The sequence below is a fragment of the Actinomadura harenae genome (assembly GCF_003696215.1).
GTDB lineage: Bacteria > Actinomycetota > Actinomycetes > Streptosporangiales > Streptosporangiaceae > Spirillospora > Spirillospora harenae.
Genome location: NZ_RFFG01000056.1, coordinates 29,667 through 51,589 on the forward strand (window position 1 = coordinate 29,667; position 21,923 = coordinate 51,589).

General features: G+C 72.0%; 23 protein-coding genes and 1 tRNA gene. 19 read left to right on the plus strand and 5 right to left on the minus strand.

What is annotated here, in order from left to right; all coding sequences use genetic code 11:
- Window positions 1–89: 89 nt before the first annotated feature.
- Entirely contained in the window at window positions 90–518 is a 429-nt protein-coding gene (locus EBO15_RS27035; RefSeq protein ID WP_147481661.1) for a hypothetical protein, read from the minus strand.
- Between the two features lie 274 nt (window positions 519–792).
- On the opposite strand from EBO15_RS27035, the gene EBO15_RS27040 reads away from it, so the two are divergent.
- The 7 genes from EBO15_RS27040 (at window position 793) to EBO15_RS27070 (ending at window position 7,034) form a co-directional block, all read left to right on the plus strand.
- Window positions 793–1,599: a resuscitation-promoting factor gene (locus EBO15_RS27040; RefSeq protein WP_122197266.1), complete on the plus strand. Its 807-nt coding sequence runs from the start codon at window positions 793–795 to the stop codon at window positions 1,597–1,599.
- Window positions 1,600–1,688: 89 nt separating this feature from the next.
- Window positions 1,689–2,642 (plus strand): 16S rRNA (adenine(1518)-N(6)/adenine(1519)-N(6))-dimethyltransferase RsmA, encoded by a 954-nt coding sequence (rsmA, locus tag EBO15_RS27045; RefSeq protein WP_122197267.1) that lies wholly within the window; start codon window positions 1,689–1,691, stop codon window positions 2,640–2,642.
- Entirely contained in the window at window positions 2,593–3,690 is a 1,098-nt protein-coding gene (locus EBO15_RS27050) for a glycoside hydrolase family 26 protein (RefSeq protein ID WP_122197268.1), read from the plus strand. The genes rsmA and EBO15_RS27050 overlap by 50 nt, the downstream gene beginning before the upstream one ends.
- Window positions 3,691–3,755: 65 nt before the next feature.
- Window positions 3,756–4,673, plus strand: coding sequence for a 4-(cytidine 5'-diphospho)-2-C-methyl-D-erythritol kinase (locus EBO15_RS27055; protein WP_122197286.1), 918 nt, complete (start codon window positions 3,756–3,758; stop codon window positions 4,671–4,673).
- A 7-nt stretch (window positions 4,674–4,680) separates the two neighbouring features.
- Complete coding sequence (locus tag EBO15_RS27060; RefSeq protein ID WP_122197269.1) at window positions 4,681–6,459, plus strand: ABC-F family ATP-binding cassette domain-containing protein; 1,779 nt, start codon at window positions 4,681–4,683, stop codon at window positions 6,457–6,459.
- Between the two features lie 78 nt (window positions 6,460–6,537).
- Entirely contained in the window at window positions 6,538–6,801 is a 264-nt protein-coding gene (locus EBO15_RS27065; RefSeq protein WP_147481662.1) for a hypothetical protein, read from the plus strand.
- Window positions 6,801–7,034 (plus strand): hypothetical protein, encoded by a 234-nt coding sequence (locus EBO15_RS27070; protein WP_122197271.1) that lies wholly within the window; start codon window positions 6,801–6,803, stop codon window positions 7,032–7,034. Before EBO15_RS27065 ends, EBO15_RS27070 begins: the two co-directional genes overlap by 1 nt.
- A gap of 13 nt (window positions 7,035–7,047) precedes the next feature.
- On the opposite strand, the gene EBO15_RS27075 is transcribed toward EBO15_RS27070, so the two are convergent.
- Entirely contained in the window at window positions 7,048–7,545 is a 498-nt protein-coding gene (locus tag EBO15_RS27075) for a MarR family winged helix-turn-helix transcriptional regulator (RefSeq protein ID WP_122197272.1), read from the minus strand.
- Window positions 7,546–7,621: 76 nt separating this feature from the next.
- Here EBO15_RS27075 and EBO15_RS27080 point away from each other — a divergent pair, with 76 nt between their 5' ends.
- Together EBO15_RS27080 and EBO15_RS27085 are read left to right on the plus strand one after the other, a co-directional pair.
- Window positions 7,622–8,443: a trans-aconitate 2-methyltransferase gene (locus EBO15_RS27080; protein WP_122197273.1), complete on the plus strand. Its 822-nt coding sequence runs from the start codon at window positions 7,622–7,624 to the stop codon at window positions 8,441–8,443.
- A gap of 126 nt (window positions 8,444–8,569) precedes the next feature.
- A complete protein-coding gene (locus EBO15_RS27085) occupies window positions 8,570–8,932 on the plus strand; it encodes a VOC family protein (RefSeq protein ID WP_199744832.1) in 363 nt (120 codons plus the stop codon).
- 108 nt (window positions 8,933–9,040) lie between these two features.
- Here EBO15_RS27085 and EBO15_RS27090 read toward each other — a convergent pair whose 3' ends face one another.
- Both EBO15_RS27090 and EBO15_RS27095 read right to left on the minus strand, forming a co-directional pair.
- Window positions 9,041–9,973 (minus strand): TetR/AcrR family transcriptional regulator, encoded by a 933-nt coding sequence (locus EBO15_RS27090; RefSeq protein WP_233616459.1) that lies wholly within the window; start codon window positions 9,971–9,973, stop codon window positions 9,041–9,043.
- A gap of 53 nt (window positions 9,974–10,026) precedes the next feature.
- Window positions 10,027–11,031, minus strand: coding sequence for an acyl-CoA desaturase (locus EBO15_RS27095; protein WP_122197275.1), 1,005 nt, complete (start codon window positions 11,029–11,031; stop codon window positions 10,027–10,029).
- A 245-nt stretch (window positions 11,032–11,276) separates the two neighbouring features.
- On the opposite strand from EBO15_RS27095, the gene EBO15_RS27100 reads away from it, so the two are divergent.
- The 10 genes from EBO15_RS27100 to EBO15_RS27145 all read left to right on the plus strand — a co-directional run bounded on the left by EBO15_RS27100 (window position 11,277) and on the right by EBO15_RS27145 (window position 21,624).
- Window positions 11,277–12,149 carry an ADP-ribosylglycohydrolase family protein gene (locus tag EBO15_RS27100; protein WP_122197276.1) on the plus strand — a complete coding sequence of 291 codons (873 nt, stop codon included), beginning with the start codon at window positions 11,277–11,279 and terminating at the stop codon, window positions 12,147–12,149.
- A 77-nt stretch (window positions 12,150–12,226) separates the two neighbouring features.
- Window positions 12,227–12,298, plus strand: a tRNA-Gln gene (locus EBO15_RS27105).
- A 178-nt stretch (window positions 12,299–12,476) separates the two neighbouring features.
- Window positions 12,477–13,958, plus strand: coding sequence for a bifunctional UDP-N-acetylglucosamine diphosphorylase/glucosamine-1-phosphate N-acetyltransferase GlmU (glmU, locus tag EBO15_RS27110; RefSeq protein WP_122197277.1), 1,482 nt, complete (start codon window positions 12,477–12,479; stop codon window positions 13,956–13,958).
- A gap of 34 nt (window positions 13,959–13,992) precedes the next feature.
- Window positions 13,993–14,973, plus strand: a complete 981-nt coding sequence (locus tag EBO15_RS27115; protein ID WP_122197278.1) for a ribose-phosphate diphosphokinase — start codon at window positions 13,993–13,995, stop codon at window positions 14,971–14,973.
- 368 nt (window positions 14,974–15,341) lie between these two features.
- The gene (locus EBO15_RS27120) at window positions 15,342–15,968 is read left to right on the plus strand and encodes a 50S ribosomal protein L25/general stress protein Ctc (protein ID WP_122197279.1); all 627 of its coding nucleotides are present in this window, start codon (window positions 15,342–15,344) and stop codon (window positions 15,966–15,968) included.
- A gap of 104 nt (window positions 15,969–16,072) precedes the next feature.
- Entirely contained in the window at window positions 16,073–16,648 is a 576-nt protein-coding gene (gene pth / locus EBO15_RS27125) for an aminoacyl-tRNA hydrolase (RefSeq protein WP_122197288.1), read from the plus strand.
- A 120-nt stretch (window positions 16,649–16,768) separates the two neighbouring features.
- Window positions 16,769–18,235, plus strand: coding sequence for a sugar transferase (locus EBO15_RS27130; RefSeq protein WP_122197280.1), 1,467 nt, complete (start codon window positions 16,769–16,771; stop codon window positions 18,233–18,235).
- Between the two features lie 111 nt (window positions 18,236–18,346).
- Complete coding sequence (locus tag EBO15_RS27135) at window positions 18,347–19,333, plus strand: inositol monophosphatase family protein (RefSeq protein WP_122197289.1); 987 nt, start codon at window positions 18,347–18,349, stop codon at window positions 19,331–19,333.
- 78 nt (window positions 19,334–19,411) lie between these two features.
- Complete coding sequence (gene cysD, locus EBO15_RS27140) at window positions 19,412–20,329, plus strand: sulfate adenylyltransferase subunit CysD (RefSeq protein WP_122197281.1); 918 nt, start codon at window positions 19,412–19,414, stop codon at window positions 20,327–20,329.
- Between the two features lie 32 nt (window positions 20,330–20,361).
- On the plus strand, window positions 20,362–21,624 hold the full coding sequence (locus EBO15_RS27145; RefSeq protein ID WP_122197282.1) for a sulfate adenylyltransferase subunit 1: 1,263 nt from the start codon (window positions 20,362–20,364) through the stop codon (window positions 21,622–21,624).
- A 75-nt stretch (window positions 21,625–21,699) separates the two neighbouring features.
- Here EBO15_RS27145 and EBO15_RS27150 read toward each other — a convergent pair.
- Window positions 21,700–21,923: helix-turn-helix domain-containing protein (locus EBO15_RS27150; protein WP_147481663.1), on the minus strand; the 224-nt coding region annotated here is incomplete at its 5' end.

A 21,923-nucleotide genomic window follows, 5' to 3' on the forward strand; every position in this document is an offset into this window, starting at 1 on the left:
CCTGACGGAACACCGAGCCCCGGCGCCCGCCGACCCGGCCGCCGGGGCTCGCCGTCTCCTGCGGTCACGGTGTCCTGCGGCCGGCGGGTTCAGCGTTTCCGGGAGGCGCGCCAGGTGGCGGCGGCGTCCTTCTTGCGGCGGTTCAGGACGAGCATGACCAGGACGGTGAGGCAGGCGCCGACGCCGATGCCGCAGCTTCCGAGGACGGTCGGCACGTGGCGTCCGAAGCCGTGCCCGTAGGGGCCGAGCGGGCCGATGCGGAGGGCGACGTCGCGGCCGTAGTCGCGCTCGTCCACGTTGTAGATCTTCCCGTCGCCGGTCGATCCCCCGGACGTGATCCACGTCCCGGTGCAGGTCCTCGTGTGCCGGCGTCCGGTGTGCGAGTGGTGGCAGGACAGGACGCGTGCCTCGGCCTTGTCGCCCGCCACCACGGTGTAGGCGATCAGGGCGGGCAGGACCGAGAACGCCAGCGCGGCCACGTAGAGGATCACCGCGGTTCGGGAACGCAACGCGCCCAATGGGTGCTCCTCAGGACGTCCACTACCGGATGGGTGCGAAGGCTACCGCGATGCCCGTCGGTGGTGAGAGGTGGGTGAGCGCGGGGTGGTTTCAGTGATTTCGGTCGGGATTGTAGATGGATGTTCCGGGCTAGTGGTGGCGTGCGGGGCTGCGGTGGCGCTAGGTTCTCGCCCATCGGGACGGCACCCCCCATGACCGTGCCGGACGTCGCTCCAGAGCCGTCCGGGCCCGGCGATCCCTCGAACGCCGTCCCGCCCCCCGGAGGAGATCCTCGTGCGCCGTTCCTCGAGTCTCGTGGTGCCCCTGGCCGCCGTCACGCTGCTCGCCGCCGCGTGCGGCGGAGGCGGATCGAAGGCGACCCCGCCGTCCGGTGGGAAGGGCGCGGCCGGGGACAACGCCGCGTCGCCGTCCGGCCCGCCGCCGAAGAAGATCGTGATCCTCGTCGACACGGCCCGCACCGAGGTCATGACGACGGGGCAGACCGTCCAGCAGGTACTGGACCAGGCGCACATCACGCTCGGCAGGTTCGACCTGGTCGCCCCGGAGAAGACGGCCGCACCGGAGAACACGATCAAGGTGACGCGGCTGCTGTCGAAGCCGCAGACCAGAACCGTGACGACCGACCCGCCGACGGTGAAGAAGAAGATGTCCTCGCTGCCGCCGTTCAGCCAGAAGGAGCTGCGGAAGGGCAGGCCGGAGATCAAGATCGTCCAGACGGCGTGGGTGAAGCGGCACGGCAAGAAGGTCAAGGCCGTGATCTCGCAGAAGCTGAAGCAGAAGGCCGTCCCGCGGATCCTCGGCATCGGCCCGGAGGCCGGGGCGGGCGGCGACGCGGCCCGGCTGAACTGGGCGGCGCTGGCCAAGTGCGAGTCCGGCGGCAACCCGCACTCGGTGAACCCGGCCGGATACTACGGGCTCTACCAGTTCTCCCTCCCGTCCTGGGCGTCGGTGGGCGGCTCGGGCAGGCCGAGCGACGCCCCGGCGGCCGAGCAGACCTACCGCGCGCAGCTCCTCTACAAGCGCGTCGGCGGACGCTGGCAGGGCCAGTGGCCGAACTGCGGCCACTTCCTGTTCTCCTAGGCTCCCCGCCGTCCTGAGCGCGGGTTTCTCCCCGGTCCCGGGCTCGGCCGGGATCGGAGCACCCCCGGGCACCTGGAAGACTTGGGGACGTGGGGGACTCTCAGGGACTTCTCGGCCCGGCCGACATCCGCGAGCTGGCCGGGGCGCTCGGCATCCGGCCGACCAAGACGCTCGGGCAGAACTTCGTCATCGACGCCAACACCGTCCGGCGGATCGTCCGGGCCGCGGAGCTGACGCCGGACGACGTGGTGCTCGAGGTCGGGCCGGGCCTCGGCTCGCTGACGCTCGCGCTGCTGCCGGAGGTCCGGCGGGTGACGGCCGTCGAGATCGACCCGGCCCTCGCCCGCGCGCTGCCGATCACGGTGGGCGCGCGCGAGCCGGACCTCGCGGACCGGCTGGAGGTCGTCCACGCGGACGCGTTGAAGATCACAGAGCTTCCGGGCCCGGCGCCGACCGCGCTGGTCGCGAACCTGCCCTACAACGTGGCCGTCCCGGTCGTCCTGCACCTGCTGGAGCGGCTGCCGTCGCTGGCGAGAGTGCTGGTCATGGTGCAGGCCGAGGTCGCCGACCGGATGACCGCCTCGCCCGGCGGCAAGATCTACGGCGTCCCGTCGGTGAAGCTGGCCTGGTACGGGGACGCCCGCCGGGCCGGTCCGGTCGGCCGCGCCGTCTTCTGGCCGGTGCCGAACGTGGACTCGGGCCTGGTCGCCTTCACCCGGGGCGAGCCGCCGGAGACCACCGCCTCACGCAAGGAGGTGTTCGCCGTGGTGGACGCCGCTTTCGCGCAGCGCCGCAAGACGCTGCGGGCCGCGCTGGCGGGCTGGGCGGGCTCCGCCCCCGCCGCCGAGGAGGCCCTGCGCGCGGCCGGAGTCGACCCGAAGACCCGGGGCGAGCAGCTCGACGTGGCCGCGTTCGCCCGCATCGCCCAGTATCGTCCTGTGGGCGAGATCCGCGGCCAGGGGCGGTCGCCGGAACCGGAAGAGGCGGAGGGCCATGCTGAGCGCGCGGGTGACGGGGGCCTACCGGGCGGTGCGGGCACGTGAACGCGTCCTGACGGGGACGGCGGTCGCGGCGGCGCTCGCGCTGGCGGTGACGGGCTGCTCGGACGGCGCGCGCGCCACGCCGAGGATCACCACCACGGTCAAGCAGGGGGTCGCGCCGACCCCGCCGCAGCGCGGGGCCTACTTCGGCGCCTGGGTCTCCCCGGACGAGCGGACGGCGCTGCCGAGCGGCTCCCCGAGCCCGACGAAGTCGGCGGGCGCGGACGAGTCGTCCTCGTCCCCGGCGTCGATCACCGCCCTGGAGGGCTTCGAGCGGCAGCTCGGCCGCAAGCTGGACATCGCGCAGAGCTACCACGGCTGGAAGGCCGACTTCCCGGACGACGCCGACAAGGCCGTCCTCGCCGGTGACCGGTACCTGCTGCTCAGCTGGTCGGCGGGCGACACCAAACTGATCCTCGGGGGCAAGTTCGACGACATGGTCCGGCAGCGCGCGCGGGCCCTGAAGGCGACGCGCAAGCCGGTGTTCCTGCGCTGGCAGCCGGACATGGACCGGGCCGCCGCGGCGAAGATCCACGAGCCGGTCGACTACGTCGCGGCGTGGAAGCACCTGCGGCTGATCTTCAACGAGGAGAAGGTCGACAACGTCGCGTGGGTCTGGTGCCCGTCCGCGAAGGGCTTCCCCGACGGCGCGCCCGACTACTACCCCGGCGACGACGAGGTCGACTGGGTCTGCGCCGACGTGTACCCCGGCGCCGACTACGACTACCGCGACCTGTCCGAGGTGGCCCGCAAGTTCCTGGAGTGGGCGAAGGACCACCCGCGCCCGGTCATGATCGGCGAGTTCGGCGTCCCGGCGTCCTTCGGTTCGCGGCGGGCCGAGTGGCTCCGCAACGCCAGCCAGTACCTCCAGGAGCACCCGCAGGTGAAGGCCGTCGCGTACTACGACTCCGACGAGGACGCGACCGAGCCGCGCGACCAGTCGCACCGGTTCTCGGTGTCCGGCGACAAGAAGGCCGTCTCGGCGCTGCGCGAGCTGGCGACCACGCCGTTCTTCAACCCCCGCAACCTCCCCGTCACCCCCGGCTCCTGAACGGCGCCTCCGCCCTGGGCCCTGACGGCCCGGGGCGGGTCGCGCTTACCGTACGCTCCTTGAGCGTGACTCCAGTGACGGTACGCGTCCCCGCGAAGGTGAACCTCCAGCTCGGCGTCGGGCCCCTCCGTGACGACGGCTACCACGACCTGGTCAACGTGTTCCACGCCGTGTCGCTCTTCGACGAGGTGACGGCCCTCCCGGCGGACGAGCCGGTCGTGACGGTCGAGGCCGCCCCGGACGCGCAGGTCGCGATCGAGGACGTCCCGGTCGACGGCGACAACCTGGCCCTGCGCGCCGCCCGGCTGCTGGCCGAGCGCCTCGGTGTCGAGCCGAACGTCGAGCTGCGGATCCGCAAGGCGATCCCGGTCGCGGGCGGCATGGCCGGCGGCAGCGCCGACGCCGCCGGGGCCCTGCTCGCCTGCGCGCGCCTCTGGAAGGCCGACCGGATCCTCCCGGCCCTGCCCGAACTGGCCGCCGAGATCGGCAGCGACGTCCCGTTCGCGTTGCTCGGCGACACCGCGATCGGCCTGGGCCGGGGCGAGCGGCTCACGCCGGTCGAGACGTCCGGCACCTTCCACTGGGTGTTCGCGACGGCGGACGGCGGCCTGTCCACCCCGGCCGTGTACGGAGAGTGCGACCGGCTGCGCGAGGCCCAGGGGGAGGACGTGCCCTGGCCGCGGCCGTCCGAGGCGCTGATGAAGGCCCTGGCCGCCGGGGACGCCCACGCGCTCGGCGCTGCCCTGACCAACGACCTCCAGCCCGCCGCGGTGATGCTGCGCCCGTCGCTGCGCCGCACCCTGGACACCGGCCGTGAGCTGGGCGCGATCGGGGCCCTGGTCTCCGGATCGGGGCCGACGACGGCGTTCCTGGCCGCGTCGCCCGAGCACGCGGCCGACCTCGCCGCGGCGCTCGGCCAGACGGGCGTGGCCCGCCAGGTCGTCCGCGCGGACGGACCCGTCCCCGGCGCGACGGTAGTCTGAGTCCGCCGTGAATCTGATCAATGTTGAGAACATCAGCAAGTCGTACGGACCGTCCCCGCTGCTGAGCGGGGTGTCCCTGGGGCTGGACGAGGGCGACCGCATCGGCGTCGTCGGACGCAACGGGGGCGGCAAGTCCACCCTGGTCGCGATCCTCGCCCGCCGCCTGGGCCCGGACGACGGCCGCGTCACCCACACCGGCGGCCTCCGCATGGGCTACCTCACCCAGCGCGACGACTTCCCGGACGGCGCGACCGTCCGCTCGGTCGTGCTCGGCGACCGCCCCGAGCACGAGTGGGCGGGCGACACCCGGGTCCGGGAGGTCCTCTCCGGCCTGCTGTCGGACCTCTCGCTCGACTCCCCGATCGCGGGGATGTCCGGCGGTGAGCGCCGCCGGACGGCCCTCGCGCGGCTGCTCGTCCCCGAGTCCGACCTGCTCGTCCTGGACGAGCCGACCAACCACCTGGACATCGAGGCGATCGACTGGCTCGCCCGGCACCTGAAGGCCCGCCGGGTCGCGCTGCTGGTCGTCACCCACGACCGCTGGTTCCTCGACGAGGTCACCGACCGCACCTGGGAGGTCGTGGACGGCAAGGTCGAGCGGTACGAGGGCGGCTACTCGGCGTTCGTCCTGGCGAAGGCCGAGCGGTCCCGGATCTCCGCCGCGACCGAGGCCAAGCGGCAGAACCTGCTGCGCAAGGAGCTCGCCTGGCTGCGCCGCGGCCCGCAGGCCCGCACGTCCAAGCCCAAGTTCCGGGTGGACGCCGCGCAGGCGCTGATCGCCGACGAGCCGCCGCTGCGCGACAGCGTCGAGCTGACCCAGTTCGCGACCGCCCGCCTCGGCAAGACCGTCTTCGACCTCGAGGACGTGACGGTCACGATCGGCGGCAACGACATCTTCGAGCGGCTGACCTGGCAGCTCGGCCCCGGCGACCGGCTCGGCCTGGTCGGCGTGAACGGCAGCGGCAAGTCGACGCTCCTGCGCCTGCTGGACGGCGAGGTCCACCCGACGTCCGGCAGGATGGTCCGCGGCAAGACCGTCCAGCTGGCCCACCTCTCGCAGAACCTGGACGAGCTCGACCCGGACCGGCGCGTCCTGGAGTCGGTCGAGGAGATCAAGCGGCGGATCACCGTCGGCAAGCGCGAGTGGACCGCGTCCCAGCTCCTGGAGCGGCTCGGCTTCCGCGGCGACCGGCAGTGGACCCCGGTCGGCGACCTGTCCGGCGGCGAGCGCCGCCGCCTCCAGGTGCTGCGCCTGCTGATGGGCGAGCCGAACGTCCTGCTGCTGGACGAGCCGACCAACGACCTCGACATCGAGACCCTCACCGAGCTCGAGGACATCCTCGACGGCTGGCCGGGCACCCTCGTCGTCGTCAGCCACGACCGGTACTTCCTGGAGCGCGTCACCGACCGCGTGGTCGCGCTCCTGGGCAACGGCAAGGTGTCGTTCCTGCCGGGCGGCGTCGACGAGTACCTCGGGCGCCGCGCGTCCGGGCAGGCGACGACGAAGACCGCCGAGGCCGTCCGCGCGGCCGCGCAGGCGCCCCAGGCCGCCGCCGCCAAGCCCAAGAGCAGCGGCCAGGACTGGAAGGCCCGCAAGGAGCTCGACCGCCTGGAACGCCGCCTGGAGAAGCTGGCCAAGCAGCAGGCCGCCCTGCACGAGCAGCTCGCCGCCCACGCCACCGACTACGGCCGGCTCCAGGAACTGGACGCCGAGCTCAAGGCCCTCCAGGCCGAAGCCGCCGAAGTCGAGGAAGAGTGGCTGATGCTCGCCGAGGACGTCGAATAACCGGACATCGCGGCATTCCCACGCCGCAACAGGGCCACCTCTTCTAGCGTGGGCCCCATGACACCTAGCATGGGGCTCATGGCTGAGCGTGTGCTGCCCGAGGGCGACGACCACCAGGTGATCCACCTCGGCGGCGAGTCCGCCGTCATCGTCCCCCTGGACGAGTACCGGAACCTCCGTAAGGAGGCGATCCAGACCGAGCGGCGGCGGGACCGCGGCGAGACCATCCGCATGACCGCGGAGGAGTTCGTCGAGGCGTCGAACCTTCCCGACGGAGTCCGCGAGGAACTGCTCGCGGAGATCGCCGACAGGCGGGCGGCCCGAGGCGAGGCGGGCTCCTAGTGTCCTTCTACATCGAGTGGGAGCGGCTGGCCTACCAGGCCTATGAGCAGCTCTCGAAGGCGGCGCAGGCCGACGTGGCCCGCGCCGTCGTCGTCATCATGCGCGAGGGCATCCCCGAGTCCGCGACGCCGGACGGCGAGGGATCCTGGCACCTCAGGGTCGGCGACCACGTGATCGGCTTCACCGTCAGCGACGACCTCGACGTCTACCTTTACGAGATCGAGCGGGCCTAGGCGGGGCCCGGGGTCAGTCCTGGTCTGTGTCGAAGGGGACCAGGAGGGTGCGGAGGAGGCCGCCGAGGGTCTCGCGGTCGCCGGGGGTGAGCGCGTCGAGGAGGGCGTGCTCGCGTTCCAGGAGGGCCGAGAAGGCGGCGTCGACGCGGGTGCGGCCCGCGTCGGTCAGCCGGACGAGGACGCCGCGCTTGTCGCCGGGGTCCGGATGGCGTTCGACGAGTCCGGCGGCCGTGAGGCGGTCGATGCGGTTGGTCATCGTGCCGGAGGTGACCAGGGTGGCGCGGAGCAGGCGTCCCGGGGAGAGCTCGTAGGGCGCTCCGGCCCGCCGCAGGGCGGTCAGGACGTCGAACTCCCACGACTCCAGGTCGTGTTCGGCGAACGTGGCGCGGCGGGCCCGGTCCAGGTGGCGGGCGAGGCGGGAGACCCGGCTCAGGACCAGCAGGGGAGAGACGTCGAGGTCCGGGCGCTCGGTGTGCCAGGACTCGACGAGCCGATCGACCTCGTCGTGCATGAGGTCACCCTACCTGTCTTGATATCGAGACGACTTTCTTGACATCAAGATAGCGGCCGGGGCATCATCTGTCTTGATGTCAAGAGACGTGCGACGTCCGCCCGCGGCCGTCTGGGACCCCGCGCAGTACGGGGCCTTCGGCGGCGAGCGCGGCAGGGCGTACTTCGAGCTGATCGCCCGTGTCGGGCCCCGTGACCGGCCTCAGAGCCCCGGCTACGTGGTCGACCTCGGCTGCGGTCCGGGCGAGCTGACCGCCGCGCTGGCGGCCCGCTGGCCGGACGCCGTGATCGACGGCTACGACAGCTCCCTGGAGATGATCCAGGCCGCCCGCGCGCACGAGATCCCCGGACGGCTCGCCTTCGGCGTCTGGGACGTCGCCGACTGGCGTCCGGAGCGTCCGGTCGACCTGATCGTGGCCAACGCCGTCCTGCACTGGGTCCCCGGGCACGAGGAGCTGTTCCCGCGCTGGCTGGACGCCCTGGCGGACGACGGCGTGCTCGCCTTCCAGGTGCCCGGCAACTTCGGCGCGCCGAGCCACGTCCTGCTGCGCGAGCTGTGCGAGTCGCCGCGCTGGCGCGACCGGCTCGGCGGGATCGTCCGGCCCGACCCGGTCCTCGGCCCGGCGGGCTACCTCGACGTCCTCGCCCGGCTCGGCTGCCGCGTGGACGCGTGGGAGACCACGTACGCGCAGGTGCTCCACGGCGAGGACCCGGTGCTGGAGTGGGTCAAGGGGACGGCGCTGCGGCCCGTCCTGACCGCGCTCGGCCCGTCCGACGCGGACGAGTTCGTCGGCGTCTACCGGGAGCGCCTCCGCGAGGCGTACCCGCGGACCTCCTACGGAACGGTGTTCCCCTTCCGGCGCATCTTCGTGGTCGCCACGAAGCGCGCCGATCCCTAGAGCAGGATGCCGTCCGCCGGACGGGGGCGATTCCGTTCCCCTGCGGTGCGTCACCCCGACCGGCGGACGGCGTCCCATATGTTCCGCGTCCACGCTTCTCGTCCCCTAGCTTTCGGGGAGAACCCCATGGCCATCACGGGCTACCACCATGTCCAGATCGCCGCGCCCGCCGGATCCGAGGACTCCCTGCGGGCCTTCTACACGGGGGTCCTGGGCTTCGCCGAGATCCCGAAGCCCGAGGAGCTGGCCAAGCGCGGCGGCGCCTGGTTCCGTGGCCCCGGGCTCGAACTGCACGTCGGTATCGATCCGGAGTTCCGCGCGCCTAAGAAGGCCCACCCGGCCTTCCTGGTGGACGACCTGGACGCGCTCGCCGCCGAGCTTCGCGCGGCAGGACACGAGGTGACCCCGGACGGCCTCTTCCCGGGCTACCGGCGCTTCTACGCCACCGACCCCGCCGGCAACCGCCTGGAGTTCCTCCAGCCCGCCTGAGCGGGCGACAGGGGCGCGGTGGCGGGCGTCAGGACGCCGAGAACGGCCGAGGGCGGTCCCGCGTGATGCGGGACCGCCCTCGAGGCGTGAAGCGTCCGAGGAGGCTTCTCAGCGCGTCGCGGCCTCGGCGGGGTCGCGGACCGTCTCGGTCTCGCTCTCGTCCCCGCTCTCGGGCTCGGCCGGCTCCCCGGTCTCGTGTTCGGCCGCGTCCAGGTCGGCCGCGTCCAGGTCGGTCGCGTCGCGGTCGGTCGCGTCCAGGTCGGCCGGGTCCAGGTCGGACGGGCCGTCCTCCGTGTCGTCGTCGTCGCGGCGGGCCTTGCGCTGGGCCTTCTCGGCCTTCGCGGCGGCCTTCTCCTCGGCGCGTCCGGCCTTCGCCTCGGCCTTCTCGGCCTTGGCCTGGGCCTTCTCCCGCTGCTTCTCCATCCGCTCCAGCTCCTTGCGGCGCCGTTTCGGGTCGAGGTAGGGGCGGGGTTCGAGGCCGGACAGGCCGTTCCAGGCGAGGTTGACGATGTGGGCGGCGACCTCCTCGCGGCCGGGCTTGCGCACGTCCAGCCACCACTGGCCGGTCAGCGCGACCATCCCGACGAGCGACTGCGCGTACATGGGCGCGGCCTTGTCGTCGTAGCCGTGGCGCTTGAACTCCTGCGCGAGGATGTGCTCGACCTCCCCGGCGATCTCGCTCAGGAGGCTCGCGTAGGAGCCGGTGCCGGTGCCGCCGTGCGAGTCCCGCACCAGGATGCGGAACCCGTCGGGGCTCTCCTCGATGTACTCGAGCAGCCCGAGGGCGGCCTTCTCCAGTTTGGAGCGGTAGTGGATCGCCGAGTTCAGAGCCTCGGCCACCAGGGAGAGCAGCCGTTCGAACTCGCGGTCCACGACCACCGCGTACAGGCCCTCCTTGCCGCCGAAGTGCTCGTACACCACCGGCTTGGAGACCCCCGCCGCGCTGGCGATCTCCTCCACCGAGGTGCCGTCCAGGCCCCGCTCGGCGAACAGCGTCCGTCCGATCGTGAGGAGCTGCTCGCGTCGTTCCTTGCCGGTCATGCGCTTCCTGCGCGACCTTGGGGCGGGTTCAGTCACGTCGTCAATTGTGACGGTCACGCGGCCCTCTCGCCGCCAGAGGCGGCGGTCGCGGCCGTTTCGGTGTCCGCGGAGGCGCCCAGGCGACGGGCGGCGAGGCGCTCGGCGTTCGGCCAGCGGACGTTGGTCGCCCAGCCCAGCTTCTCGAACGCCCAGATGAACCGCGCGCTGATGTCGATCTGGCCCTTGAGGACGCCGTGCCGCGCGCAGGTCGGGTCGGAGTGGTGCAGGTTGTGCCAGGACTCGCCCAGCGACGGGATCGCGAGCCACCACACGTTGCGGGACTTGTCGCGCGCCTCGAAGTGCTCGGCGCCGAAGGTGTGGCAGATCGAGTTGATCGACCAGGTCACGTGGTGGACGAGGGTGACGCGGACGAGGCCGGCCCAGAAGAACGCGGTGAGCGCGCCCGAGAAGGACCAGGTGATCAGGCCGCCGAGGACGCCCGGGAGGATCAGGGTCACCGCGACCAGGCCGGGGAACCAGCGGTGGACGGCCGCGATGTCGCGGTCCTTGAGCAGGTCCGGGGTGTAGCGGCGCTTGTTGGTGCGGTTGCCGTCGAACAGCCAGCCGTAGTGGGCCCAGGCGAGGCCCTTGGTGAGGGCCTTCCAGTCCGAGCCGAAGCGCCACGGCGAGTGCGGGTCGAGCTCCATGTCGGAGTGCTTGTGGTGGCGCCGGTGGTCGGCGACCCAGGTGATGACCGGGCCCTCCATCGCGAGGCTGCCCGCGAGCGCCAGGAAGATCTTCAGTCCGCGGTTGGCCTTGAACGAGCCGTGCGTGAAGTAGCGGTGGTAGCCGACCGTGATCCCGCCCGCGGAGAGCACGTAGAAGACCGCGGCGAGGATGACGTCCGTCCAGCCCAGGAACGAGCCCCACAGCATCGGGACGGCGGCGAGGAGCGCGAGGAAGGGGACGCCGGTGAACACCGCGACCAGAACCTTCTCCGCCGTGCCCTGGGGCTCGGCGTCGAACTCCGGTTGTGCCTTACGCCGCTCTGCTGCGTCGACGACGGGGGCTGTTGACATGCGTCACCACTTCTTCCTGCTGATCAGGCGATGCGCCCTTACCTACGTCAACGTAACCTACGCTCCCGTAAGTAAACAGCGCCCGAAGGTAAAATCGCGCACAGCGCCCGAAAGTCGCGTTACGGTCACCATGCGGTTACCCCGCCCGTACATCGCGTCCACTCCTCGCACCCAGCCCGTACTTCGCGACCACCCCTCGCACCCCGCCCGCACTCCACACCCGCACCTCACCGGACGGAGCACGCATGGCACCCCTCACCCGCGCCCTGGCCTCGCTGGACGGACTCTCGGTCGGCGACGCCTTCGGCGACCGGTTCTTCGAAGCCGCCAACCGGGGCCTCGCGCCCGACCGCGACCTGCCGCCGTCGCCCTGGGCCTGGACGGACGACACCGAGATGGCCTGCACGGTCGTGGACGTCCTTGCCCGGCACGACCGGATCGAGCAGGACGACCTCGCCACCCGCTTCGCCGAGCGCATGGACGTCGCCCGCGCCTACGGCGTCGGCGCGGCCGAGCTGCTCACCCGTGTCCGGACGGGCCACGACTGGCGCGTCGCCGCCTGCGACTCCTTCGAGGGCAAGGGCTCCTACGGCAACGGCGCGGCGATGCGCGTCGCTCCCCTCGGCGCCTACTTCGCGGACGACCCGGACCGCGCGGCGCAGGAGGCCGAGCTGTCCGCCGAGGTCACCCACGTCCACCCGGAGGGCGTCGCGGGGGCCGTGGCGGTCGCGGTCGCGGCGTCCTACGTCGCGCGCGCGGACGAGCCGACCCCGCGCGATGTGATCGAAATCGCCCTCGACCACACGCCGGGCTCGGGGGAGTACGTCCGGCGGGGGCTGCGCCGCGCGCTGAACCTGCTGCGGCAGACGCCCAAGGAGGCCGCGCACGAGCTCGGGAACGGCTCCCGGATCTCCGCCCAGGACACCGTCCCGTTCTGCCTCTGGCTCGTCGCCACCCACCTGGACGAATACGAGCGGGCCGTCCGCGCGTGCGCGGCCGTCGGAGGCGACATGGACACCACGGCGGCCATCGTGGGCGGGATCCTGGGCGTCCGGACGGCTCCGCCCGAGCAGTGGCTGCAGGCCCGGGAACCGTTGCCCGACTGGCTCGGCGCGTGAGGAAAAGGGGTTCCGGAGGCGGGGTCCGGCTTCGGTATCCTTGCGGTGATCGGCGGGGCGATCGTCCCGCCGGGCGTTCCGGCGTGGTGTAACTGGCAGCACAAGGGTTTTTGGTGCCCTTAGACAAGGTTCGAATCCTTGCGCCGGAGCTGACCTGCTTCCTCCCCCCGTCGGGTGCTGGCCGACGGATCCGGACCGGACGGTATCCTTCGGGTGTCGGGTGCGCTCTGACCTGCTCCGCCGTCCTCCGCACCTCGGTGGACGGCAGGTGAACGACCGCGGGCGCGCACCGTCACCATTCCGTCCGCGATGCCGAGGAGCCTCCTAGTGAGTGCCAGCCGCCCGGCTGCCGTCATCGTCCTCGCCGCAGGTGAGGGCTCCCGGATGAAGTCCCGTACCTCCAAGGTCCTGCACGAGTTGTGCGGGCGTTCGATGCTGGGCCACGTGCTGGCCGCGGCGGGCGCCCTGGACCCCGAGCGGACGCTGGTGGTCGTGGGCCACCGGCGCGAGCAGGTCGTCGAGCACCTGAAGGGGGCCGCGCCGCACGCCGTCCCGGTCGTCCAGGAGCGCCAGGGGGGCACCGGACACGCCGTCCGCACCGCCCTGGAGCAGGCCGGGGAGCTGCGCGGGACCGTGGTCGTCACCAACGGCGACCACCCGCTGCTGCGCGGCGAGACCCTCGCCGAGCTCGTGCGCACGCACGAGGACGAGGGCAACGCCGTGACCGTCCTGACCACCGAGATGCCCGACGCGACCGGATACGGCCGCATCCTCCGCGAGGGGGACGGCGCGGTCGCCGGCATCGTCGAGCACAAGGACGCCACCGACGCCCAGCGCGCGATCCGCGAGATCAACGTCGGCATGTACGCCTTCGACGGCACCCTGCTCGCCGACGCGCTCAAGCGGGTCAGCACCGACAACGCCAGCGGCGAGGAGTACCTCACCGACGTCGTCGCGATCCTGCGCGGGGACGGCCACCGCGCCGGGGCCCACCTCGTCCCGGACTGGGTGGAGACCCAGGGCGTGAACGACCGGGTCCAGCTCGCCCAGGCCCGCCGCCAGCTCAACGACCGCCTCCTCGAGGCCCTCATGCGCGCGGGGGTCACCATCGTCGACCCCGCGTCCGTCTGGGTCGACGTCCAGGTCACCGCCGGACCGGACGCGGTCGTCCACCCGAACACCCAGCTCCACGGCACCACCCGGCTCGACGCCGGCGCCGAGGTCGGGCCCGGCTGCACCCTCACCGACACGATCGTCGGCGAGGACGCCCGCGTGGTGAACGCGGTCTGCGTCGGCGCCGAGATCGGCCCGGAGGCGAGCGTGGGGCCCTACGCCTACCTGCGTCCCGGCGCCCGGCTCGACCGCAAGGCCAAGGCGGGCACGTACGTCGAGGTGAAGAACTCGCACGTCGGCGAGGGGGCCAAGGTCCCGCACCTGACCTACGCCGGGGACGCCGAGATCGGCCCGGGCGCCAACATCGGCGCCGGGACGATCTTCGCCAACTACGACGGCGTCACCAAGTCCCGGACCGTGATCGGGACCCGCGCGTTCGTCGGCAGCAACACGGTGCTGATCGCGCCGGTCGCCGTCGGGGACGGCGCGACCACCGCCGCCGGGTCGGCGATCACCAATGACGTGCCGCACGGCGCCATCGCCGTCGCCCGCGGGCGGCAGCGCAACATCGAGGGGTGGGTCGAGCGCAGGCGCGCCGGCACCCCCTACGCCGAGGCGGCGCGCCGGGCCCGCGAGAACGAGGGCCCGGAGCGGGAAGAGATCCCCGAGCGGGACGAGAGCAAGGCCGGCGAGTGAGCGGCGCACCGATTTCTGAGGGGGAGTCGTCCAAGTGAGTGGGATCGAGACCAGCGGTGTGAAGAAGCTGATGCTCTTCACCGGCCGCGCCCACCCGGAACTGGCCAAAGAGGTCGCGGCGAACCTCGACGTCGAGCTGACGCCGACCTCCGCCTACGACTTCGCCAACGGCGAGACCTTCGTCCGGTTCCTGGAGTCGGTCCGGGGCAGCGACGCGTTCGTGATCCAGAGCCACACCGCGCCGATCAACCAGTGGATCATGGAGCAGCTGATCATGGTGGACGCGCTGAAGCGCGCCTCCGCCAAGCGGATCACCGTGGTCGCGCCGTTCTTCGGCTACGCGCGGCAGGACAAGAAGCACCGCGGCCGTGAGCCGATCTCGGCCCGGCTGATGGCCGACCTGTTCAAGACCGCGGGCGCGGACCGGCTGATCACGGTCGACCTGCACACCGCGCAGATCCAGGGCTTCTTCGACGGCCCGGTCGACCATCTGTTCGCGCTGGACCTGCTGGCCGACCACTTCGAGGACAAGCTCGACCTGTCCAAGGTCACCGTGGTCGCGCCGGACGCCGGCCGGGTCCGGGTCACCGAGCGCTGGTCGGACCGGCTCGGCGGCGTGCCGATGGCGATCATCCACAAGAAGCGCGACCCGGACGTGGCCAACGAGGTCAAGGTGTTCGACGTGGTCGGCAACGTCGAGGGCCGCACCTGCGTGGTCGTCGACGACATGATCGACACTGCCGGGACGATCGTGAAGGCCGCCGACGCGCTGTTCGAGCAGGGCGCGACCAAGGTCGTCGTCGCCGCCACCCACGGCGTGCTGTCCGGCCCGGCGGTGGACCGGCTCAAGAACTCGAAGATCTCCGAGGTGGTGCTGACCAACACGCTGCCCATCCCGGAGGACAAGCAGTTCGACAAGCTGACCGTGCTGTCGATCGCCCCGCTGGTCGCCCGCGCGATCCACGAGGTGTTCTCCGACGGCTCGGTGACCAGCCTGTTCGGCGGTCACAGCTGATCGACCCCGGTGAACGCCCGGTCCGCTCGGCGGGCCGGGCGTTCGCGCGTCCAGGGGCCGTCAGGCCGCTGATCATGGGCGTATCGTCCCGATGGTCCGGCCGGGGCTCACGCAATGCGGCGGTCGATGGACTGAGGCGTTCCGGCCATCGGCTAGACTCTGTGAATCCGCGTATGCCCCCGGGTCGGTTCAGTGCGGCCCTGGCAGTGGAACCTGGGCAGGTTCCGCACTCCCCGGAGGAACGCGAATCGAGTCTTCGACGCGCATGACGCATCGCATGACGCATCGAGCAACGCCTGATTTCGCACTGTCCGTAGCGGACGACCGTGCCGGTCGGCCGTGGATCGCAACAACGAGGAGTTTTCGCCGTGTCCGAGGTACGCATCGCCGCCGAGCCGCGCACCGAGTTCGGTAAGGGTGCCGCGCGGCGCACCCGCCGGGCCGGCAAGGTGCCCGCCGTCCTCTACGGCCACGGCACCGACCCCGTGCACATCGCGCTGCCGGGCCACGAGCTCATGCTCGCGCTCAAGACCGCGAACGTGCTGCTCTCCATCGAGGTCGACGGCAAGGGCGCCGAGCTGGCCCTGCCGAAGGACGTCCAGCGCGACCCGATCAAGGGCTCCATCGAGCACGTCGACCTCCTCGCGGTGAAGCGCGGCGAGAAGGTCACCGTCGAGATCCCGGTGAACGTCGTCGGTGACGTCGTCGCCGGTGGCGTCGTGGCCCAGGAGACCGTCCAGCTGTCGGTCGAGGCCGAGGCCACCCACATCCCGACCGCCGTGGACGTCGCCATCGACGGCCTCGAGGTCGGCACCCAGGTGCACGCCTCCTCCGTGAAGCTGCCGGCCGGGGTCATCCTGGTCACCGACGCCGAGGCGCTGATCCTGCAGATCAACGACGCGTCCGCGTCCGCCGGCGACACCGAGGGCGAGGCCGCCGCGGCCGAGACCGAGGTCCCGACCGAGGCCGAGGCCGCCGAGGCCGCCGCCGAGTGACGGCCGGTTCGGCCTGACGCTCGTTCGGCAAGTTCTTTGAGCACGGCCCCTTCCGGTGCGTCCGCACCGGAAGGGGCCGTGCCCGTTTTCTCCGAGGACACGTGGTGAGCACTGATCTGTGGCTGGTCGTGGGGCTGGGCAACCCGGGGCCGTCCTACGCGGGCAACCGGCACAACGCCGGGTTCATGGTGCTGGACGTCCTGGGCGGGCGCGTCGGCGGGAGGTTCAAGTCGCACAAGGGGCGCGCGGACGTCCTGGAGGGGCGGCTCGCGGGCGCCCGCGTCGTCCTGGCCAAGCCGCGCTCGTACATGAACGAGTCGGGCGGGCCGGTGAAGGCGCTGCGCGACTTCTACAAGGTCCCGCTCGAGCGGACGATCGTCGTGCACGACGAGCTCGACATCCCCTATGGGGCGATCCGCCTCAAGAAGGGCGGCGGGGACAACGGGCACAACGGGCTGCGGTCCATCACCAAGTCGCTCGGCGACAAGGACTACCTGCGGGTCCGCTTCGGCGTGGGCCGTCCGCCGGGCCGGATGGACGCCGCCGCCTTCGTCCTCAAGGACTTCTCGTCGACCGAGCGCAAGGAGCTCGATCTGAACGCCGAACGCGCAGGTGACGCCGTGGAGGCGTTGCTCACCGACGGGCTGGACGCGGCGCAGAACGTCTTCCACGCCTCCTGACGCCCGTAAGATGCATCACAACGTGGTGCATGTGGGCGCATGTGAACCTCGTGCGGTATTCGGCCGTCACCGGGGTGTGAACCACGTTCCGGGGCAGACGGGCAGAGCGGTGGTGTCGGCATGACCGTGGTGGACGGGCTTCGATCGTCGGAAGCCGAGTCCTCCGGCGCCGCCCGCGCGCGGGCGGGCGTCCAGCAGTGGATGCGGGCCTATCAGCGGGCCGCGGTGGCGCTCGACGCGGTCGCGATGCTGGCCGGAGCCGGGGTGGCCTTCGAGGTGAGATTCCCCGGCGTTCCCAGTGACGATGATGTTCCCTATGTGGTGTTCAGTGCGAGCCTGCCGCTGTTCTGGCTGGTCGGGCTGGCGCTGTGCCGGGCCTATCGCCCGCGCTACACCGGTGTCGGCTACGAGGAGTTCCACCGTGTCCTGCGCGCGGGGTTCCTGCTCGTCGCGGCCGTCGCGATGCTGTCCTACGCGTTCAAGATCGAGATCGCCCGCGGGTACGTGGCGGTCGCGCTGCCGCTCGGCGTCCTCCTGACCCTGGTCGCGCGGTACCGGCTGCGCAAGCGGCTGCACCGGCGGCGCTGGAAGGGCGCCTGCATGCGCCGGGTCGTCGCGGTCGGGCACCGCGCCGCCCTGTCGGACCTGATCCGCCTGCTGCGGCAGAAGCGGTACCACGGCATGGACGTCGTGGCGGTGTGCCTGCCGCCCGACGACGAGGGCGGACCGGTCCGGAAGGTTCCGGTCGGTGGTGATTTCGCCCAGGTCGCCCAGGTCGTGGACCGGGTCGGCGCCGACTCGGTCGCCGTGCTGGCCTGCCCGGAGATGGACGGCGTGGCCCTGCGCCGGCTCGCCTGGCAGATCGAGCGGGACGACGTGGAGCTGGCCGTCGCCCCCGCGCTCATGGACGTCGCGGGCCCGCGCATCTCGATCCGTCCCGTGTCCGGGCTGCCGCTGCTGCACGTCGAGCACCCGGAACTGGACGGCGTCCGCAAGGCGCTCAAGACGCTGCTCGACCGGGTCGGCGCGGCGCTGGCGCTGCTCCTGCTGAGCCCGCTGCTGCTGACCGTCGCCGTGATGATCAAGGTGACCGACCGTGGTCCGGTGCTGTTCCGGCAGGTCCGGGTCGGACGCGGCGGACGCGAGTTCACCGTGCTGAAGTTCCGCACGATGGTCGTCGACGCCGAGCGCCGCAAGGCCGACCTCATGGACGACAACGAGGGCGGCGGCGTCCTGTTCAAGATCCGCTCGGATCCGCGGGTGACGCGGGTGGGCCGGATGCTGCGGCGCTACTCGCTGGACGAGCTGCCCCAGCTGATCAACGTGCTGCGAGGTGAGATGTCCCTGGTGGGACCGCGTCCGCCGCTGCCGGAGGAGGTCGCCAGGTACGGTGGCGACGTGTACCGGCGGCTCGTCGTCCGGCCGGGGCTGACCGGGCTGTGGCAGGTGAGCGGCCGGTCCGACCTCGGCTGGGAGGAGTCGGTGCGGCTCGATCTGCGGTACGTGGAGAACTGGTCACTGGCGATGGATCTTCAGATCATGTGGAAGACGTGGTCGGCGGTGTTCCGGGGTTCGGGCGCCTACTGAGGCGGGCGTCCCGGGCGTCGGGGCCGGGCCCCGGTGTGGGGCCCGTGCCGGGAACCATGGCATTCTTAACCCAACTGATCGGCTGAGTCGGGAATGGCGGGTGACGGCGGGATGACCGACCTCGGGACGGACCGGACGGCGGACCACGAACTGGCGGCCGAGCTGGCCACGGAGGCGGGCCGGCTGCTCCTGGGCGTCCGCGACGAACTGGGCTTCGACGACGCGCGCACGCTCAAGGACACCGGTGACCTGCGGGCGCACGAGTACCTGATGGCGGCGCTGGCCGAGCGCCGTCCAGGCGACGCGGTGCTCTCCGAGGAGGGACGGGCGTCGGTCGCGGGCAAGCGGTCCGCCGGGTCGTCCGCCGCGCCGACCGCCAACACCGCCGCCGGGGACCGCCTGGCGGCCCCCCGCGTCTGGATCATCGACCCGCTCGACGGCACCCGCGAGTTCAGCGAGGAGGGACGGCTCGACTGGGCCGTCCACGTCGCGCTGTGGACCGGCGACCGCCTCGCCGCGGGAGCCGTCGCCCTCCCCGCGCGCGGCATCACCCTCACCACCACGACACCCCACCCCCCGAACGCGCCCGCGCACACCGGCGAGGGTGGGCGCACTGGTGGGGTCGCGGCGGCGGTGGTGCCGACGGGGCTCGCGGCGTCGGGGTGGACGGCCGAGACGGTCGGCACCGCGTGCGCCGAGGCGAGGGAACTGGCAGTGCCGGAGCCCGCCGAGCCCGGACGGCTGCGGATCGCGGTGAGCCGGACGCGTCCGCCCGCGTTCCTCGAGGACCTGGCGAAGCGCGTGCCCGTCGAGCTCGACCTCGTGCCGATCGGGTCGGCGGGCGCGAAGATCTCGGCCGTCCTGCTCGGCGAGGTGGACGGCTACGTCCACGCGGGCGGCCAGTACGAGTGGGACTCGGCCGCCCCGGCCGCGGTCGCGCTCGCGGCGGGCGCGACCGCGTCCCGCCTGGACGGATCGCCCCTGGTCTACAACAGGGCCGACCCGTGGCTGCCGGATATCCTGGTGTGCCATCCCGGATCGACGTCGACGCTGCTGACCGGCATCCGGGATCTGTCGGACATCGTGCCGAATAGCTGACACCGTCCCGAATGGCCGACACCGTGCCGAATGACTAGCCCCGACCTGAGCCGCCCCGACGTCAGGAAGTCCTCACCCATGCAGCGTTCCGATTACCTGCTGTCCCAACTGGACGTGCTGGAAGCCGAGTCGATCCACATCATCCGCGAGGTCGCCGCCGAGTTCGAGCGGCCCGTCCTCCTGTTCTCCGGCGGCAAGGACAGCATCGTGATGCTGCGCCTGGCGCAGAAGGCGTTCTGGCCCGCGCCGATCCCGTTCCCCGTCATGCACGTCGACACCGGGCACAACTTCCCCGAGGTCATCGAGTTCCGTGACCGGCGCGCGGACGAGCTGGGCCTGCGCCTGGTCGTCGCGTCCGTCCAGGAGTCCATCGACGCCGGGCGCGTCGCGGAGGAGACCGGGCGCCGCGCGTCCCGCAACCGGCTCCAGACGACGACGCTGCTCGACGCGATCGAGGAGCACCGGTTCGACGCCGCGTTCGGCGGGGCCCGCCGCGACGAGGAGAAGGCCCGCGCCAAGGAGCGCGTCGTGTCGTTCCGCGACGAGTTCGGGCAATGGGACCCGAAGAACCAGCGTCCCGAGCTCTGGAACCTGTACAACACGCGCATCCGGCAGGGCGAGCACGTCCGGGTGTTCCCGCTCTCGAACTGGACAGAGCTGGACATCTGGGACTACGTCCGGCGCGAGGAACTGGAACTGCCGTCCATCTACTTCGCGCACACCCGCCGGGTGTTCGAGCGCGACGGCATGCTGCTGGACGCGCAGACCGGGTTCGCCAACCGCGGCGACGACGAGCCGGAGTTCGACGCGACCGTCCGGTACCGCACGGTCGGCGACGCGTCCTGCACGGGCGCGGTGAAGTCGTCGGCGTCGACGCTGGAGCGGGTCATCGAGGAGATCGCGGCCACCCGGATCACCGAGCGCGGCCAGACCCGCGCCGACGACCGGGCCTCCGAGGCCGCCATGGAGGACCGCAAGAAGGAGGGGTACTTCTGATGAGCGCTGAGGCGGGGCCGGCGGGCCAGCCCATGGACATCCTGCGGTTCGCGACGGCGGGCTCGGTGGACGACGGCAAGTCCACCCTCATCGGCCGGCTGCTCTACGACTCCAAGTCGATCTTCGAGGACCAGCTGGAGGCGGTCGAGCGGACCTCCGCGGACCGCGGCGAGGAGTACACCAACCTCGCGCTGCTCACCGACGGCCTGCGGGCCGAGCGGGAGCAGGGCATCACCATCGACGTGGCGTACCGGTACTTCGCGACGCCGCGCCGCAAGTTCATCATCGCCGACACCCCGGGGCACATCCAGTACACCCGGAACATGGTGACCGGGGCGTCCACCGCCGACCTGGCGATCATCCTGGTGGACGCGCGCAAGGGCATCCTGGAGCAGTCCCGGCGGCACGCGTTCCTGGCGACGCTGCTCCGGGTCCCGCACCTGGTCGTCGCGGTGAACAAGATGGACCTGGTCGACTACGACCGGGCCGTCTACGAGCGGATCGTCGCCGAGTTCACCGCGTTCGCGGCCAAGCTCGACATCACCGACCTGACGTTCGTGCCGATCTCGGCGCTGCACGGCGACAACGTGGTGGAGCGGTCGGTGAACACGCCCTGGTACGAGGGCGCCTCGCTGCTGCACCACCTGGAGCACGTCCACATCGCGTCCGACCGGAACCTCATCGACGTGCGGTTCCCGGTGCAGTACGTGATCCGCCCGCACAAGAGCACCGACCCCGAGCTGCACGACTACCGCGGCTACGCGGGGCAGGTCGCGGGCGGCGTGCTGAAGCCGGGCGACGAGGTCGTGCACCTGCCGTCCGGGCTGACCACGACGATCACGCACATCGACGGCCCGAACGGCCCGGTGGACGAGGCGTACGCGCCGATGTCGGTGACGCTCCGGCTCGCCGACGACATCGACATCAGCCGCGGCGACATGATCGCGCGTCCGAACAACCGTCCGGACGTGGCGCAGGACCTGGACGCGATGGTCTGCTGGATGACCCCGGACCGGCAGCTCACCCCCCGGACCAAGCTCACCATCAAGCACACCACCCGCACCGCGCGCGCGATGGTCAAGGACCTGAACTACCGGCTGGACGTCAACACCCTGCACCGTGACGAGGAGGCGACCGGGCTCGGCCTGAACGAGATCGGCCGGATCAGCCTGCGCGTCACCCAGCCGCTGTTCGTGGACGACTACGCCCGCAACCGGCTGACCGGCGGTTTCGTCCTCATCGACGAGGCCACCAACAACACGGTCGCCGCCGGGATGATCATCGCCGCGCGCTAGCTCGGCCCTGCTCCGCGGCCCGTGGCCCGTGGTTCGCGGCCCGTGGCTCGCGGCCCGTGGTTCGCGGTTCGCGCGTCAGCCGCGCGCGAACTGCGGGCCCGGGTTGGCCGCGAGCAGGTCGGTGCCGAGCGGCGTGACGCAGTGCAGGACGCTGCGCCCCTCGCGCATCGACGCGGTCAGCCCGGCCTCGCGCAGCGTCGCCGCGTGGACGGACGCGGTCGGCGCCGACACCCCGAGGCGGCGCGCCAGCTCGCTGGTGGACGCGGGCGACCCGGCGAGGGCCCGCAGTGCCCGCGCGC